At 70.8% G+C, this 14,332-nt stretch carries 17 protein-coding genes and 1 riboswitch; of the genes, 9 read left to right on the top strand and 8 right to left on the bottom strand.

Going from position 1 to position 14,332, the window contains the following annotated elements; genetic code table 11:
- Positions 1-32: 32 nt before the first annotated feature.
- Positions 33-89, bottom strand: a complete 57-nt coding sequence (locus ACIQWG_RS08120; RefSeq protein ID WP_079033853.1) for a trp operon leader peptide — start codon at positions 87-89, stop codon at positions 33-35.
- Between the two features lie 102 nt (positions 90-191).
- Between ACIQWG_RS08120 and ACIQWG_RS08115 the strand changes: the two genes are divergently transcribed.
- Positions 192-1,544 (top strand): class II 3-deoxy-7-phosphoheptulonate synthase, encoded by a 1,353-nt coding sequence (locus ACIQWG_RS08115; RefSeq protein ID WP_404091891.1) that lies wholly within the window; start codon positions 192-194, stop codon positions 1,542-1,544.
- Between the two features lie 131 nt (positions 1,545-1,675).
- On the top strand, positions 1,676-1,951 hold the full coding sequence (locus ACIQWG_RS08110) for a bacterioferritin-associated ferredoxin (RefSeq protein WP_404091890.1): 276 nt from the start codon (positions 1,676-1,678) through the stop codon (positions 1,949-1,951).
- On the opposite strand, the gene bfr is transcribed toward ACIQWG_RS08110, so the two are convergent.
- Positions 1,948-2,424, bottom strand: coding sequence for a bacterioferritin (bfr, locus tag ACIQWG_RS08105; RefSeq protein ID WP_383417062.1), 477 nt, complete (start codon positions 2,422-2,424; stop codon positions 1,948-1,950). The genes ACIQWG_RS08110 and bfr overlap by 4 nt on opposite strands.
- 175 nt (positions 2,425-2,599) lie before the next feature.
- On the opposite strand from bfr, the gene ACIQWG_RS08100 reads away from it, so the two are divergent.
- Entirely contained in the window at positions 2,600-3,232 is a 633-nt protein-coding gene (locus tag ACIQWG_RS08100; protein ID WP_404091887.1) for a sulfite oxidase-like oxidoreductase, read from the top strand.
- Positions 3,233-3,244: 12 nt separating this feature from the next.
- Here the strand turns inward: ACIQWG_RS08100 and ACIQWG_RS08095 are convergent, their stop codons facing one another.
- From ACIQWG_RS08095 to thiO, 6 genes are all read right to left on the bottom strand, one after another.
- A complete protein-coding gene (locus tag ACIQWG_RS08095) occupies positions 3,245-3,733 on the bottom strand; it encodes a DUF4396 domain-containing protein (RefSeq protein ID WP_404091884.1) in 489 nt (162 codons plus the stop codon).
- A 76-nt stretch (positions 3,734-3,809) separates the two neighbouring features.
- Positions 3,810-4,700 carry a deoxyribonuclease IV gene (locus ACIQWG_RS08090; protein ID WP_404091883.1) on the bottom strand — a complete coding sequence of 297 codons (891 nt, stop codon included), beginning with the start codon at positions 4,698-4,700 and terminating at the stop codon, positions 3,810-3,812.
- Positions 4,701-4,772: 72 nt separating this feature from the next.
- A complete protein-coding gene (gene pknB, locus ACIQWG_RS08085; protein ID WP_404091881.1) occupies positions 4,773-6,710 on the bottom strand; it encodes a Stk1 family PASTA domain-containing Ser/Thr kinase in 1,938 nt (645 codons plus the stop codon).
- A gap of 118 nt (positions 6,711-6,828) precedes the next feature.
- A complete protein-coding gene (locus tag ACIQWG_RS08080) occupies positions 6,829-7,623 on the bottom strand; it encodes a thiazole synthase (RefSeq protein WP_404091878.1) in 795 nt (264 codons plus the stop codon).
- Between the two features lie 3 nt (positions 7,624-7,626).
- Entirely contained in the window at positions 7,627-7,839 is a 213-nt protein-coding gene (gene thiS, locus ACIQWG_RS08075) for a sulfur carrier protein ThiS (protein WP_404091876.1), read from the bottom strand.
- Positions 7,836-9,005, bottom strand: coding sequence for a glycine oxidase ThiO (thiO, locus tag ACIQWG_RS08070; protein ID WP_404091874.1), 1,170 nt, complete (start codon positions 9,003-9,005; stop codon positions 7,836-7,838). The genes thiS and thiO overlap by 4 nt, the downstream gene beginning before the upstream one ends.
- Positions 9,003-9,114: riboswitch (TPP riboswitch) on the bottom strand. Its footprint overlaps the gene before it by 3 nt.
- Positions 9,115-9,166: 52 nt before the next feature.
- Here thiO and ACIQWG_RS08065 point away from each other — a divergent pair.
- The 6 genes from ACIQWG_RS08065 (at position 9,167) to ACIQWG_RS08040 (ending at position 14,314) form a co-directional block, all read left to right on the top strand.
- Entirely contained in the window at positions 9,167-9,517 is a 351-nt protein-coding gene (locus tag ACIQWG_RS08065; protein ID WP_404091871.1) for a hypothetical protein, read from the top strand.
- Positions 9,518-9,549: 32 nt separating this feature from the next.
- The gene (locus tag ACIQWG_RS08060; RefSeq protein ID WP_404091868.1) at positions 9,550-10,767 is read left to right on the top strand and encodes an NAD(P)/FAD-dependent oxidoreductase; all 1,218 of its coding nucleotides are present in this window, start codon (positions 9,550-9,552) and stop codon (positions 10,765-10,767) included.
- Between the two features lie 76 nt (positions 10,768-10,843).
- The gene (locus ACIQWG_RS08055) at positions 10,844-11,209 is read left to right on the top strand and encodes an Rv2175c family DNA-binding protein (RefSeq protein WP_404091866.1); all 366 of its coding nucleotides are present in this window, start codon (positions 10,844-10,846) and stop codon (positions 11,207-11,209) included.
- A 300-nt stretch (positions 11,210-11,509) separates the two neighbouring features.
- On the top strand, positions 11,510-12,172 hold the full coding sequence (thiE, locus tag ACIQWG_RS08050; RefSeq protein ID WP_404091865.1) for a thiamine phosphate synthase: 663 nt from the start codon (positions 11,510-11,512) through the stop codon (positions 12,170-12,172).
- A 195-nt stretch (positions 12,173-12,367) separates the two neighbouring features.
- Positions 12,368-13,291 (top strand): methylenetetrahydrofolate reductase [NAD(P)H], encoded by a 924-nt coding sequence (gene metF, locus ACIQWG_RS08045; RefSeq protein ID WP_404091862.1) that lies wholly within the window; start codon positions 12,368-12,370, stop codon positions 13,289-13,291.
- Positions 13,292-13,348: 57 nt separating this feature from the next.
- A complete protein-coding gene (locus tag ACIQWG_RS08040; RefSeq protein WP_404091859.1) occupies positions 13,349-14,314 on the top strand; it encodes a hypothetical protein in 966 nt (321 codons plus the stop codon).
- The last annotated feature ends 18 nt before the right edge of the window (positions 14,315-14,332 follow it).

Raw genomic sequence — 14,332 nt, 5'->3', positions numbered from 1 at the left:
GGGCGGCCTTCGCGAAGTCTTCGTACGCGCAGTCAGCGGGCCGCCGGATGAGCGGTCCACCACCAGTTCTGGATCGAGTGCGCGAACATGCCCCGCACCCTACCCCAGGTCCGCTGTCCGAGTCGTGTACCTCGTGTCTCAATTGCTGGGCATGGGGCTGGACGCCCGACACGACCCCGTAATGTTGAGGCGTGACCGTGAACGCTAAGACCAGCGCCAGCGCTGGCAACACCTGGCGAGACCTGCCCGCGGCGCAGCAGCCCGAGTACCCCGACCTTGAGGCTCTGCGCGCAGTCGTTGCGGAGCTGGAGTCGTATCCGCCGCTCGTCTTCGCGGGCGAGTGCGATCAGCTGCGCGCCCGGATGGCGGCCGTCGCCAAGGGAGAGGCGTTCCTCCTCCAGGGCGGCGACTGCGCCGAGGCCTTCGACGCGGTGTCCGCCGACCAGATCCGCAACAAGCTCAAGACCCTGCTCCAGATGGGCGCCGTGCTCACGTACGCCGCCTCGGTCCCGGTCGTGAAGGTCGGCCGGATCGCCGGCCAGTACTCCAAGCCGCGCTCCAAGGGCACCGAGACCCGCGACGGCGTGACCCTGCCGACGTACCGCGGCGACTCGGTCAACGGCTTCGACTTCAACGAGGCCGCCCGCGTCCCGGACCCCGAGCGCCTGAAGCGGATGTACCACGCGTCCGCCTCCACGCTGAACCTGGTGCGCGCCTTCACCACCGGCGGCTACGCCGACCTGCGCCAGGTGCACGCCTGGAACCAGGACTTCGTGAAGTCGTCCCCGTCCGGCCAGCGCTACGAGCAGCTCGCCCGCGAGATCGACCAGGCGCTGAACTTCATGCACGCCTGCGGGGCCGACCCGGAGGAGTTCAAGACGGTCGAGTTCTACTCCTCGCACGAGGCGCTGCTGCTGGACTACGAGTCGGCGCTGACCAGGGTCGACTCCCGCACCGGGCAGCTGTACGACGTCTCCGCGCACATGGTGTGGGTCGGTGAGCGCACCCGGCAGATGGATCACGCGCACATCGAGTTCGCCTCGCGGATCCGCAACCCGATCGGCATCAAGCTCGGCCCGACGACGACGGCCGAGGAAGCGTTGCAGTACATCGAGCGCCTGGACCCCGAGCGGGAGCCGGGCCGGCTGACCTTCATCGTCCGCATGGGCGCCGACAAGATCCGCGACCGGCTTCCCGAGCTGGTCGAGAAGGTCACGGCGTCCGGTGCCACGGTGGCCTGGGTGACCGACCCGATGCACGGCAACACCTTCGAGGCGGCCTCCGGCCACAAGACCCGCCGCTTCGACGACGTGCTCGACGAGGTCAAGGGCTTCTTCGAGGTCCACAAGGCCCTCGGCACCCACCCGGGCGGCATCCACGTGGAGCTCACCGGCGACGACGTCACCGAGTGCGTGGGCGGCGGCGACGAGATCTTCGTCGACGATCTGCACCAGCGGTACGAGACGGCCTGCGACCCGCGCCTGAACCGCAGCCAGTCCCTGGACCTGGCGTTCCTCGTCGCGGAGATGTACAGGGACCAGTAGCCGGGGCGCCTGTTACCGGATGCTTCAGCAAACAAGTGGTGGGGCGCGGATCACATTCGATCCGCGCCCCACCCCACTTTTACGGTTCCTGTGCGACGGGTAAGGTTAGGTTAGCCTCACCGATCAAGGGGATGGCACTTCGATCCCGCCGGGAGGTGAACCGCGTGTACGTCTGTAGTTGCTTCGGGGTCACCGAGCAGCAGGTGAAGAAGCACGCGGAGGACGGCGCCTGCACCCCCCGCCAGATAGCGTCCGCCTGCAAGGCGGGTACGGACTGCGGCTCGTGCGTACGCCGTATTCAGGCAATCCTGGGCAGAGGCGCGTGCCCGCGCCGCGACCTGGTCGACCGGGGTGAGCCGGTGCTCTCCGAGCTCGAAGAGCTGGAAGAGCTCGACGAAGCCGCCTAGCTCGGCTGCTCGATCTGCTGCGCGATGTAGAGCGCCTCGCCGAGCTTGTCGATGAGTTCCAGCTGGGTGTCCAGGTAGTCGATGTGGTGCTCCTCGTCCTCCAGGATCGACTCGAAGATGTTCGCGGACGTGATGTCGCCCTTGGTGCGCATCACCTCGATACCGCGCTTGAGGCGGTCGATCGCCTCCACCTCGACCTGTCGGTCGGCCTGGAACATCTCGGTCACCGTCTGGCCCACCCGCACATGGAACAGCCGCTGGTAGTTCGGCAGGCCGTCCAGCATGAGGATGCGCTCGGTGAGCTTGTCCGCGTGCTTCATCTCATCGATGGACTCTTCACGCGTGTACTTGGCGAGCTTGGTCCAGCCTTTGTTGTCCTGGATCCGGTAGTGCAGCCAGTACTGGTTGATCGCGGTGAGCTCGCCGGTCAGCTGCTCGTTCAGGAATTCGAGGACCTCGGGGTCGCCCTGCATCGCAGAGGCTCCTTCCAAGCGGGGGAACTGGCAGGTTGCGCCGCATGATTGCACCGGCGGGAAAGATCGTCCAGTAAGTCTTCACTTAGTAAGTAAGTGCATGCTTAGCCCGGTTTGACGGGTATCGCGGAGGGTGAGGTCAGGTGCACTGCTTCCGGTCTGTCAGGATGGAGCCATGGGTCAGCCGGTGGAGCGCGAAGGTGGAACAGCAGCACACTCCGAGCTCCCGCCGGGCCAGCGGTTGCAGCGCGGCTGGCCGGTCACGCACTACGGCCCGGTCCCGAAGTTCCGTCCCGAACGCTGGGAGTTCAGGGTGTTCGGGGCCACCGCCGACGGCGAGAAGCACTGCTGGACCCACGAGGAGTTCGCGGCCCTGCCGTACACCACCGTCGTCGCCGATCTGCACTGCGTCACGAAGTTCAGCATGCTCGGCGCGGAGTGGGGCGGCATCCCGGCCCGAACGATCCTGGAGATCGCCCCGCCCGCGCCGGCCGTCACCCATGTGATGGTCTGGGCCGAGTACGGCTTCAGCTCCAACCTCCGCCTGGACGACTTCGCCTCCGACCGCGCGATCTTCGCCACCCACAAGGACGGCGAACTGCTGACGGCGGAGCACGGATTCCCCCTCCGTCTGGTCGTCCCTCATCTGTACGCCTGGAAGGGCCCCAAGTGGGTCCGTGGCGTGGAGTACATGACCGCCGACCGCCGCGGCTTCTGGGAGGAGCGCGGCTATCACAACATCGGCGATCCCTGGAAGGAACAGCGGTACTCGTACCAGGAGGAGCCCGGGGACGGCCCCGAGCTCTGACTCCGTCCCTGGTCAGCCGTGGTACTGGTGCACCACCGCGTGCCCCTTGCCGCGGCCGATCATCCACTTGTTGACCGGGGTCGTCAGCGCGAACGCCACCGCCAGCGCGATGGCCAGCACCCACCAGAACAGCGGGTCGGTGAGTTCGGCGTCCATGGCGCCCGGCCACAGCACGATCACACCGTTGTCGACCAGCTCCATCACCGCGATGGACAGGGTGTCCGCCGCCAGCGCCACCTTGAGCGCGGCACGCAGGCCGACGCCCGCCTTCAGCACGCCGCGCAGGGTGAGCGCGTAGCCGAAGAAGAAGGCCAGGGCGATCGCCAGGATCAACGTCGGTACGGTGCCCCAGCCGAGCGCGGTGCCGATCACCATGCCCAGCACCTCACCGATGGCACAGCCGGTGAGACAGTGCAGGGTGGCCTGGGCGGCCATCGCCCAGCTGCTGGTGGCCGCTGCTTCGTGGTGGTGAGCGTGTGCCGTGTGCGCCTCGTGCCGCATGAGTGCCCCCAATGTCAGGTCACGGTTCCTGCACCGAGCAAGAACCGTATACCCCCCTGGGGTATTCCGTAACGGTCTACGCGTCGCGAAGTTTCTTCAGCCGCTCCACGTCAGCCGCGTGCCCTTCCTTCCCGCCGGGCGTCTCGATGATCAGCGGTACGCCCTCGGTGGCCGGGTGCGTCATCAGCGCCCGGAACGGGTCCTCGCCGATGTGACCCGCGCCGATGTTCTCGTGCCGGTCCTTGTGCGCGCCCACGACGTCCTTGGAGTCGTTGGCGTGGATCAGCTTCAGCCGGCCCTCGCCGACCGTGTCCACCAGCAGGTCGAGCGTCTGGTGCATCCCGGACGGGCCGGTCAGGTCGTGGCCGGCGGCGAAGATGTGGCAGGTGTCCAGGCAGACGCCCAGCTTCGGATGGGCGTCCAACGCCTCGAAGTACGGCCCGAAGTCCCAGGTGCGCGAGCACAGCGAGAAGCCCTGTCCGGCCGTCGACTCCAGCAGCAGGAAGGGGTCGTCGTCGGTCAGCTCGTCCAGCAGCGGCAGCATGTGCTCCCGTACCTGCTTCAGGGCCACCGAGCGCTCCCGGCCGCCGGTCGCGCTGCCCGTGTGCACGACGACGCCCAGCGCGCCGATCTCCCGCCCGCGCCGCAGCGAGTGCCGCAGCGACTCCACCGACTTCTCGACGGTCGCCTCGGTGTGCGAGCCGAAGTTGATCAGATACGGCGCGTGCACGTAGGCCGGGATCGACTCGGCCTCGCACACCGCGCGGAACTCCTCGTCCTGCCGGGGATTCCCGGCCGGGGTGGCCCAGCCGCGCGGGTTGGCGACGAAGACCTGGACCGTCTCGGCCCTGAGGTCGTGGGCGTAGGTGAGCCCGACGGAGCTGAGGCCGCCGGCCACCGGGACATGGCCGCCGACGGGATTGCGGGAGGGGCCCGTCAGGGCGGTACCGGACTGCTGACTTCTCACCCGTTCAGGGTGTCATGCGGTCCGGCCCGCTCGATCACCGCCCGACCACCGGCCGGCCCCGGCGGGACCGTGTCACCGGATGGTGATCGTGATCGTCGACCCCTTCGGTGCCGTCTCCCCGCCCTCCACGGACTGCTTCTTGACCGTGTCGCCGAACAGGCCGAGCAGGCCGCGGTCCTCGTCGACCTCGAAGCCGGCGCCCTCCAGCGCGGCCGTGGCGTCCTCGACGCTGTCGCCGATTACGTCCGGGACCTCGATCATCTCGGGGCCCTTGGACAGCGTGAGCGTCACGGTGTCGCCCTCGGCGGCCTGCTTGCCCTCCGCCGGTGACTGCTGGGCGACCTGGCCCGCGTCGAACTCGGAGTTGACCCGCGCGGCGGCGACCTTCACCTTCAGACCGGTCTCCGCCAGGTCGGCCTTCGCGTCGGCGAGGCTCTCACCGGTGACATCCGGGATGTCGACCGGGCTGCCCTTGCTGACGGTCAGCGCGACCGCGGAGCCGGAGCGGACCTCGGTGCCGTCGCCGGGCTCGGAGGAGATCACCGAGCCCCGGGTGACGTCCTCGTCGAACTCCCGCGTGACCATGCCGGGTTGGAGGCCGCTCTCCTTCAGCTCGCTCCTCGCCTTGGCCAGCGGGTAGCCCTGGAGGTCGGGCACCTTCACCGTCTTCGGTCCGGCCGAGATGACCAGCGACACCGAGTCGTTGTGCCGTATCCGGGCGCCGGTCTTCGGGTCCGTGCTGATGACGGTGCCGCGCTTGACGGTGTCGCTGTAGGAGCGCTCCACCTTGCCGACGTCGAGCCCGGCCTCCTCCAGCCGGTCCCGGGCTTGCGCCTCGGTCTTCGACAGCAGCGGCGGGACCTGGGTGAACTGGCCGGAGTTGATGTACCAGATGCCGACGCCCAGGCCGAGGGCCAGCAGGACGGCGGCGACCACGACGAGCGGCCCGCGCGGCGCGCGCGAGGTGCGCGACCGGCGCCGGGGCGGTAGCGGCGGCGGGGACTCCAGCCGGCTGGTCCGGTTGAAGACGGCCTCGGGCTCGTCGTCGTTCACCGGCAGGGGGCGCTGGATGTTCAGGGCCCGGGGGAGCACGCTCGTACGGTCGTCCGCGTTGCTGTGCTCCGCCGACAGTGCCTGCGGCGGCACCGCGTCCAGCTGGTCCTCGCTGAGCGCGGCGCGCGTCTCCCGGGCCTGCGCGAGCAGGGCCACGGCGTCGTAGGGGCGGAGGTCCGGGGTGCGGGCGGTGGCCGACGCGACCAGCTCGTCCAGCTCGTACGCCAGGCCCGGAACGGCGGCCGAGGGCGGCGGGACGTCCTCGTGCAGGTGCTTGTAGAGCACCACGGCCGGGGAGTCCCCGTCGTGCGGCTTGTCGCCGGTGAGCATCTCGTAGAGGACGACACCGCACGCGTACACGTCGACGCGGGCGTCGGCGGCGCCCGGCTGCTCTATCTGCTCCGGCGCGAGATAGGAGACGGTGCCGAGCACGGCACCGGTGGTGCTGGTCACGGTGTCCACGGACCGCACGAGCCCGAAGTCGGCGACCTTGACCCGGCCGTCGTCCCCTATCAGGACGTTCTCCGGCTTCATGTCGCGGTGCACGAACCCGGCCCGGTGCGCGGCGCCGAGCGCGGCGAGCACCGGCTCCAGGATGTCCAGGGCGGCCCGGGGCTGGAGTGCCCCGCGGTCGCGCAGCACGTCACGCAGGGTGCAGCCGGCGACGTACTCCATGGCGAGATAGACGTACGACCCGTCGGTGCCCTGGTCGAAGACCTGCACCACGTTCGGATGCGCCAACCGGGCGACGGACTTCGCCTCCCGGATGAACCGGTCGACGAACACCCCGTCGACCGCCAGCGCGGGATGCATCACCTTGAGCGCGAGCACGCGGTCCAGGCGGGTGTCCACGGCCCGGTAGACCGTGGCCATCCCGCCGACCGCGATCCTCGCGTCCACGCGATACCGGCCGTCGAGCACCTGCCCGACCAGAGGGTCTTGAAGGGTCGTATCCACGCAGGTGAGTGTACGAGCCGACACTGACACGGCTCTCGGTTCGGCCGGGATCGGGGCGGGACTGAAGCGGACCTGTGACGGACGCCTCATGGCCGAAGGCTTTCCATCGAACGCGTGTTCAGAATGCGGGGCGCTCCGGGTCCAGCCGTGCCATGCCCTCGACCGGCGACGACGCCTCCGCGAAGTGCCGCCGGGGAATCCGGCCCGCTCGGTGCGCCAGCCGCCCCGCCTCCACCGCGTGCCGCATCGCGTCGGCCATCAGCACCGGCTCCTGCGCCCGCGTCACCGCCGAGGCGAGCATCACACCCGCGCACCCCAGCTCCATCGCGAGCGCCGCGTCCGACGCCGTACCGGCACCCGCGTCCAGAATCACCGGCACGCGCGCGTGCTCCGTGATCAGCTGGAAGTTGTGCGGATTGCGGATGCCGAGCCCCGAACCGATCGGAGAGCCCAGCGGCATGATCGCCGCGCAGCCGACGTCCTCCAGTTTGCGCGCCAGCACCGGATCGTCATTGGTGTACGGCAGCACGGTGAACCCGTCGTCCACCAGCGTCTCGGCGGCGTCCAGCAGCTCGATCGGGTCCGGCAGCAGGGTCCGCTCGTCGGCGATGACCTCCAGCTTGATCAGTTCCGTACCGAGCGCCTCGCGCGCGAGGCGGGCGGTCAGCACGGCCTCGCCCGCGGTGAAGCACCCCGCGGTGTTGGGCAGCACCCGGATCCCGAGCTTCTCCAGCACGGACAGCACCGACCCGTGCACCGAGGGGTTCACCCGGCGCATCGCGACCGTCGTCAGCTCCGTCCCGGACGCGACCAGCGCCCGCTCCAGGACGTCCAGGCTGGGCGCCCCGCCGGTGCCCATGATCAGTCGGGACGTGAAGGACGTGTCGCCGATGACAAAGGGATCGTCGGCCATGGGTCAGCCTCCTTGGACGGCGGTGAGGACCTCGACGCGATCGCCCTCGGTGAGGGGCGTCGACGGCCACTGCGCGCGCGGGACGACGGTTTCGTTCAGGGCGGCGGCGACTCCGGAGGGCGCCGCGGTGAGGGAGCGCACGAGAGCGTCCAGGACGGTGCCCGGCTCGATCCGCCGGTGCTCGCCGTTGACGGCGATGGTGATCTGCTCGCTCATGCGGGCTGCTCCACGAGTGCGGCGGCGTCGAAGCGCCGGGGAGTGAACGGCCGGGCCTCCTCCGGGAGTTCACCGGTGGTCAGGACGTGCGCCATGGCGTCCCCGGTGACCGGCGTGAGCAGCACACCGTTGCGGTAGTGCCCGGTGGCCAGCGACAGCCCCGCCAGCTCGGTCGGGCCGAGCAGCGGCGCGTTGTCGGGGGAGCCGGGGCGCAGACCCGCCCGCGTCTCGGTGAGCGGCAGTTCGCTGATGCCCGGCAACAGCTCATGGGCGTCGCGCAGCAGCTCGTACACCCCGCCCGCGGTCACCGTCGTGTCCCAGCCCAGCTCCTCGCTGGTCGCGCCGACCACGAGTTCGCCGTCCTCGCGAGGCACCAGGTAGACATGGCTGCCGCGGACCACGGCCCGCACGGTGCGGCTCAGGAACGGCGCGTACCGCTCGGGCACGGACAGCCGCAGCACCTGTCCCTTCACGGGCCGCACGGGCGGCAGCACGCCGTCCGGGACGCCCGCGAGCCGACCGCTCAGGCTGCCCGCCGCGAGGACCACCTGCCCCGCGCTCACGGTCGCGCCGTCGCGCAGCACGACACCGGCCGCCCGCTCCCGCACCACCGACAGCCGTTCGGCCCACGAGCGGTGGAAGACCACCCCGGCCAGCTCGCACGCGGTCACCAGGGCCTGCGAGAGGCGCCGTGGGTCGATCTGGTGGTCCCCGTCGATCCGCAGCCCGCCGCGCACACCCGGCGCGAGCATCGGCTCCAGGCGCCGGCACTCCCGCCCGGACAGCCACTCGGCCTCCAGCCCCGACTGCCGTTGCAGCGCGTGCAGTTCGCGCAGGTCGGCACGGTCGTCGGCGTCCAGCGCGATGGCGAGGGTGCCGCACCGGCGATAGCCGAGGCCGTGGCCGGTGAGATCGGTCAGCTCGGCCGCGAAATCCGGGTAACGGCGGGCCGAGGCGAGGCTCAGGGCGAGCAGCGGCTGCTCGCCGTGGTGCACCTCCGAGACGGCGGCCAGCATCCCGGCCGCCACCTGTGCGGCCCCGCCGCCCGGTTCGGGGTCCACGACGGCCGTGGCGAGGCCGCGCTGTGCGGCCCGCCAGGCCGTGACAAGGCCGATGACTCCGCCCCCGATGACAAGGACGTCTGCTGTGTCGGACGTAGGCGACATGGGCGTCCAGCCCCTCCCTTCGCCGGCATGACCCGGATCAGGTTCGTACGGTCGGAGGCCGCCAGCCTCCCTCTCAGCCCGGTGCGTCCGGGCTCCCGCGAGTGCTTTACGTTGGCCACCCTAGCTCTTGGTTCCGCGCCTCTGTAAGGGAGCTCGTCGTCATGGCCCGCTCGCTCGACGGTCTCGTACTCGCCCCTGTCGCCGACCAAGCCCCAGGTCAGGTGGGTACGCGCACCCGGTTCACCTACCACGAGAAGGACGGGGAGATCTGGGCCGAATACGCGGGCGGCGACGTCGTACGCGGGTACCTGGTGGGCGCGAGGGAAGGCGACCGGCTGGACTTCCGTTACGTGCAGCTGAAGCGCGACGGGACGACCGCGTCCGGCCACTGTGTGTCGACGGTGGTGGAGCTCGCCGACGGCCGGGTGCGGCTGGAGGAGACCTGGGAGTGGGAGTCTCGGGCGGGCAGCGGCACCAGCGTTGTGGAGCAGGTCACTGAGCACGACTCCTGACTGACAAATTGTCAGTTGTCTATGGTGATCAGGTGAGCGAGCAGACGACGCAGTCGCAGCGGTCCGTGGTCGTAGCCGGCGCTGGCATGGCCGGTGTGCAGACGGCGGTCGCCCTGCGCGAACAGGGCTTCACCGGCACCATCACGCTGATCGGCGCCGAGCCCCATCAGCCGTACGACCGGCCGCCCCTGTCCAAGGCCGTACTGCTCGGCAAGGCCGAGGGCTCCGCCTTCGACGTCGACTTCGAGGCGCTCGGCATCGACCTCCGCCTGGGTCGCGAGGTGGCGGGCGTGCGCACCGCCGACCATGAACTGGACACCGAGGCCGGGCCCGTCCCGTACGACGTCCTGGTGCTCGCCACCGGCGCCGAACCGATCCGGCTGCCGGGCGCGGAGGGGGTCCCCGGCGTGCATCTGCTGCGCACCCTGGACGACGCCGAGCGGCTGCGGCCGGTGCTCGCCCGACAGCACGACATCGTGGTCGTCGGGGCCGGCTGGATCGGCGCGGAGTTCGCCACGGCCGCGCGCGAGGCGGGCTGCGCGGTGACGGTCGTGGAGGCCGCCGACCGGCCGCTCGCGGGCGCGCTGCCCGCCGAGGTGGCCGCGCCGATGACCACCTGGTACTCGGACAGCGGAACCCGGCTGCGCACGCGCACGCGCGTGGAGCGCGTCGAGCCCGGCGCGGTCGTCCTGGACGACGGCTCACGGCTGCCCGCGGGCGCCGTAGTGGTCGGCATCGGGGCCCGGCCCGCCACGGCCTGGCTGGCGGGCTCCGGAATCGAGCTCGGCGCGCACGGCGAGGTCCTCGCCGACGAACGCCTGCGCACCTCCGTGCCGGACGTCTACGCGGTCGGCGACTGCGCCTCCTTCCCCTCGGGGCGCTACGGCGAGCGTCTGCTGGTCCACCACTGGGACAACGCCCTCCAGGGCCCGCGCACGGTCGCCGCGAACGTCCTCGGCGAGACCGCCGCGATCTACGACCCCGTGCCGTACTTCTGGTCCGAGCAGTTCGGCCGCTTCGTCCAGTACGCCGGTCATCACGCCGCCGCCGACGCGACCCTGTGGCGCGGCGACCCGTCGGGCCCGGCGTGGAGCGTCTGCTGGCTGCGGGACGACCGTCTCGTCGCCCTCCTGGCGGTGGGCCGGCCGAGGGATCTCGCCCAGGGGCGACGGCTGATCGAGTCGGGCACGCCGATGGACGCGCGGCTGCTGGCGGACCCGGCGAGGCCGCTGAAGGCGGCGAAGGCGTAGCGCGTTGAGGCGACAGCCCCGCCCTCGCGGACCGGCCTGACTTCCTACTGTCAGTGGCAGATGGCAGGCTTGTTCCGTGACCGAGATTGACGCAAAGATCGATGCTCTCGTCCCCGCCTGGCTCACCCTGCCCGACATCGCCGAACAATTCGGCGTCGAGGTGACGCGCGTCCGGCAGCTGGTCAAGGAGGGCCAGCTCATCGCCGTACGCCGTGGTGAGAACCGCGCGCTGCACGTCCCTGCCGCCTTCATCGACGGGGACAAGGTCGTCAAGGGCCTGTCCGGGACCCTGACGCTGCTGCGGGACGACGGCTTCACGGACGAAGAGATGCTGGAGTGGCTCTTCACCCCTGACGAGAGCCTGCCCGGCACCCCCGCGCAGGCCCTCAGTGAGAACCGTGGCACGGAGGTGAAGCGCCGCGCCCAGGCGCTCGCCGTCTGATCCGAACCAGCGAATCCGAACATCGTCCGGCGTACGGGCCGGGCTCGCGGGCCGCGGTCGCGGTACAGCGCGCCCGGTTTCCGGGCAGGCCGAGGCACAGTGCCCGGCGGGCCGCGCGGGTGACCGAACGGCCGCCGCACAGGTGGCCGGGGCCCTGGGCCCGACCCGTACGCCACCGCCACGACGGCACCGCCGCAGCCGCCGGCAGGTGCCGTCCGCGCGCTCGGCTCCGGCTACCGTGCCTCCGTCCGGCACCCGCCCGACCCACCCGCCCGGCAACCCGACCACAGGGGGCACCGCATGTCCGACACCGTCACCGCAGACAGCGTCCGCAGTCAGCTCGCCGACGCCCGGCTCTACCTCTGCATGGACGCCCGCGAGCGGCAGGGCGACCTCGTGGAGTTCCTGGACGCCGTGCTGGCGGGCGGGGTCGACATCGTGCAGTTGCGGGACAAGGGCATGGAGGCGGCCGAGGAGCTGGAGCACCTCAAGGTCTTCGCCGACGCCTGCGCCCGGCACGGCAAGCTCCTCGCGGTCAACGACCGCGCCGACGTGGCGCACGCCGCCGGTGCCGACGTCCTGCACCTGGGCCAGGGCGACCTCCCGGTCCCCGCCGCCCGCGCCATCCTCGGGGACGACATCCTGATCGGCCGCTCCACACACGCCGACACCGAGGCCGACGCGGCCGCCGCCCAGGACGGCGTGGACTACTTCTGCACCGGCCCCTGCTGGCCCACCCCCACCAAGCCCGGCCGCCACGCCCCCGGCCTCGACCTGGTCCGGCACACCGCCGCCCTCGGCACGGACCGCCCCTGGTTCGCCATCGGCGGCATCGACCTCGGCAACCTCGACCAGGTGCTGGAGGCGGGCGCCCGCCGCGTCGTCGTCGTGCGGGCGATCACGGAGGCCACGGACCCGGGCGCCGCCGCGGCGGAGTTCGCCAAGCGGCTGCGGCAGGCGTAGGTCCGGGCGGACGACCACGCCGCACGGCGGTAACCCGCCCTCGCGTCTCACTCTGTGGTCCGCGCGCTCGAGTTCCGGTGGACTTGGGCTTGAATTCCGCCCTTGTTTGTCCAAGGGGCGGACAACAGTCCGACAAATCAGGCAAATATCCGTTGTCCGGTTGGGGGACCGGGGCCCCCTGGCTAACCTGCGAGTATGGCCCTCGGCACCGCATCCATCAGGTCGGACCACGCTCGTACCGTGCGCGAGATGCTCGCGACCGGCAAGACGACGTATTCCTTCGAGTTCTACGCCCCCAAGACCCCGAAGGGCGAGCGGAACCTGTGGAACGCTCTGCGCCGGGTCGAGGCCGTCGGACCCGACTTCGTGTCCGTGACCTACGGGGCGGGCGGTTCCACCCGTGCCGGCACGGTCAAGGCGACCGAGGCCATCGCCTCGGACACCACGCTCACCCCGATCGCCCACCTCACCGCCGTCGACCACTCGGTTGCCGACCTGCGCAACATCATCGGCCAGTACGCCGACGCCGGGATCCGCAACATGCTGGCGCTGCGCGGCGACCCGCCCGGCGACCCGCTGGGCGACTGGGTGCGGCACCCGCGGGGCCTCCGCTACGCCGCCGAGCTCGTCGAGCTGATCAAGGCCTCCGGTGACTTCTGTGTGGGTGTCGCCGCCTTCCCGGCGATGCACCCGCGCTCCGACGACTGGGACACCGACGTCGCGCACTTCGTCGACAAGTGCCGGGCGGGCGCGGACTACGCGATCACGCAGATGTTCTTCGAACCGGAGGACTATCTGCGGCTGCGCGACCGGGTGTCGGCCGCCGGCTGCGACACCCCGATCATCCCGGAGATCATGCCGATCACCAGCGTACGGTCGCTGGAGCGGATCCCCTCCCTCACCAACGCCGCCTTCCCGGCCGCCCTGAAAGAGCGGATCCTCACAGCCAAGGACGATCCCGCGGCTGTACGCTCCATGGGGATCGAGTTCGCCACGGAGTTCTGCGCGCAGCTACTGGCCGAAGGAGTGCCAGGACTGCACTACATCACGCTCAACAACTCCACGGCGACGCTGGAAATCTACGAGAACCTGGGCCTGCACCAACCCCCGCAGGCCTAGACCGGCCGTCCTGATATACGTCACACTGCGTAGGCGGCCACTGGGAGAGGGGCGTACATGGGCTGGACGGTCCTCTACATCGCGTTCGGCATCGTCGCGCTGTGGCTGCTGGGCGAAGTGCTGTTGCAGTACAAGGCGCGGTTGCGCTGGCGGCTGCTCGCATTCGTCGGCTTCCTCGGCGTCGTGGTCGGGGTACTGATCCCGTCCGTCATCGTCATCGGTCTGGGCGCGGCGGCCTTCGCTGTCGGTCAGACCTACGTCACGCTGTCGTTCCGCCGCGGCTTCTCGGCCGGCTGGGCGGTCTCCGCGCCGGCCCTGGGCCCCCTCGGCAGCAAGCGCCGCCGCGACGAACCGGACCGGCAGGAGCCGACCCTGGAGGTCTCCGACCTGGAGGCGTCCGAGCACGGCTTCGAGGGCGACGGGAACAGGTACGGCCAGGACGGCGCCGGCTACGGCGACGACTACGACCGCGACGACGTCTTCACCCCCTCGCGCGCACAGCCCTCGGCCGCGGAGACGACCGCCGTCTACGAACCGCAGCCCATGCCGGACGACACCGGCTCGTACGGCATATACAACGACCCCGCTTATGCCGCCGCCGACCAGAACTACGCGGCCGCCGGCCAGCCCCAGGACCAGTACGCGACGGCCGACCAGGGCTACGCGTACGACGCCTACGCCGGCTACGACCAGCAGCAGTACGGCTACGACCCCAACGGCCAGCAGCAGTACGCCGCCTACTCCGACCCGTACATCGGCAATCAGACCTACGGCGGCGCCTCCTACGACGCCTACGGCCAGCAGCAGTACGGCCAGCAGGGCTATGGCCAGGACCAGTACGCCACCGGCACCTACAGTGAGACGACCCCGCCCGGCGGGGTCTGGGTCCCGCAGCAGCGCACCGACGAGGCCTACGGCGGCGAACTCCCGCCGGAGCAGCAGTACGGCTACGACCCCAACGGCCAGCAGCACGGGCAGGGCCAGGGGCAGGGGCAGGGGTACGACGAGCAGTACCGTTTCTGACGGCCCCGCGCCGCCCCG

This window comes from Streptomyces sp. NPDC098781 (genome assembly GCF_044759995.1).
GTDB lineage: Bacteria > Actinomycetota > Actinomycetes > Streptomycetales > Streptomycetaceae > Streptomyces.
The sequence above is the reverse complement of the archived record's forward strand: the minus strand, read 5'-3'. Positions and strand labels throughout refer to the sequence as shown.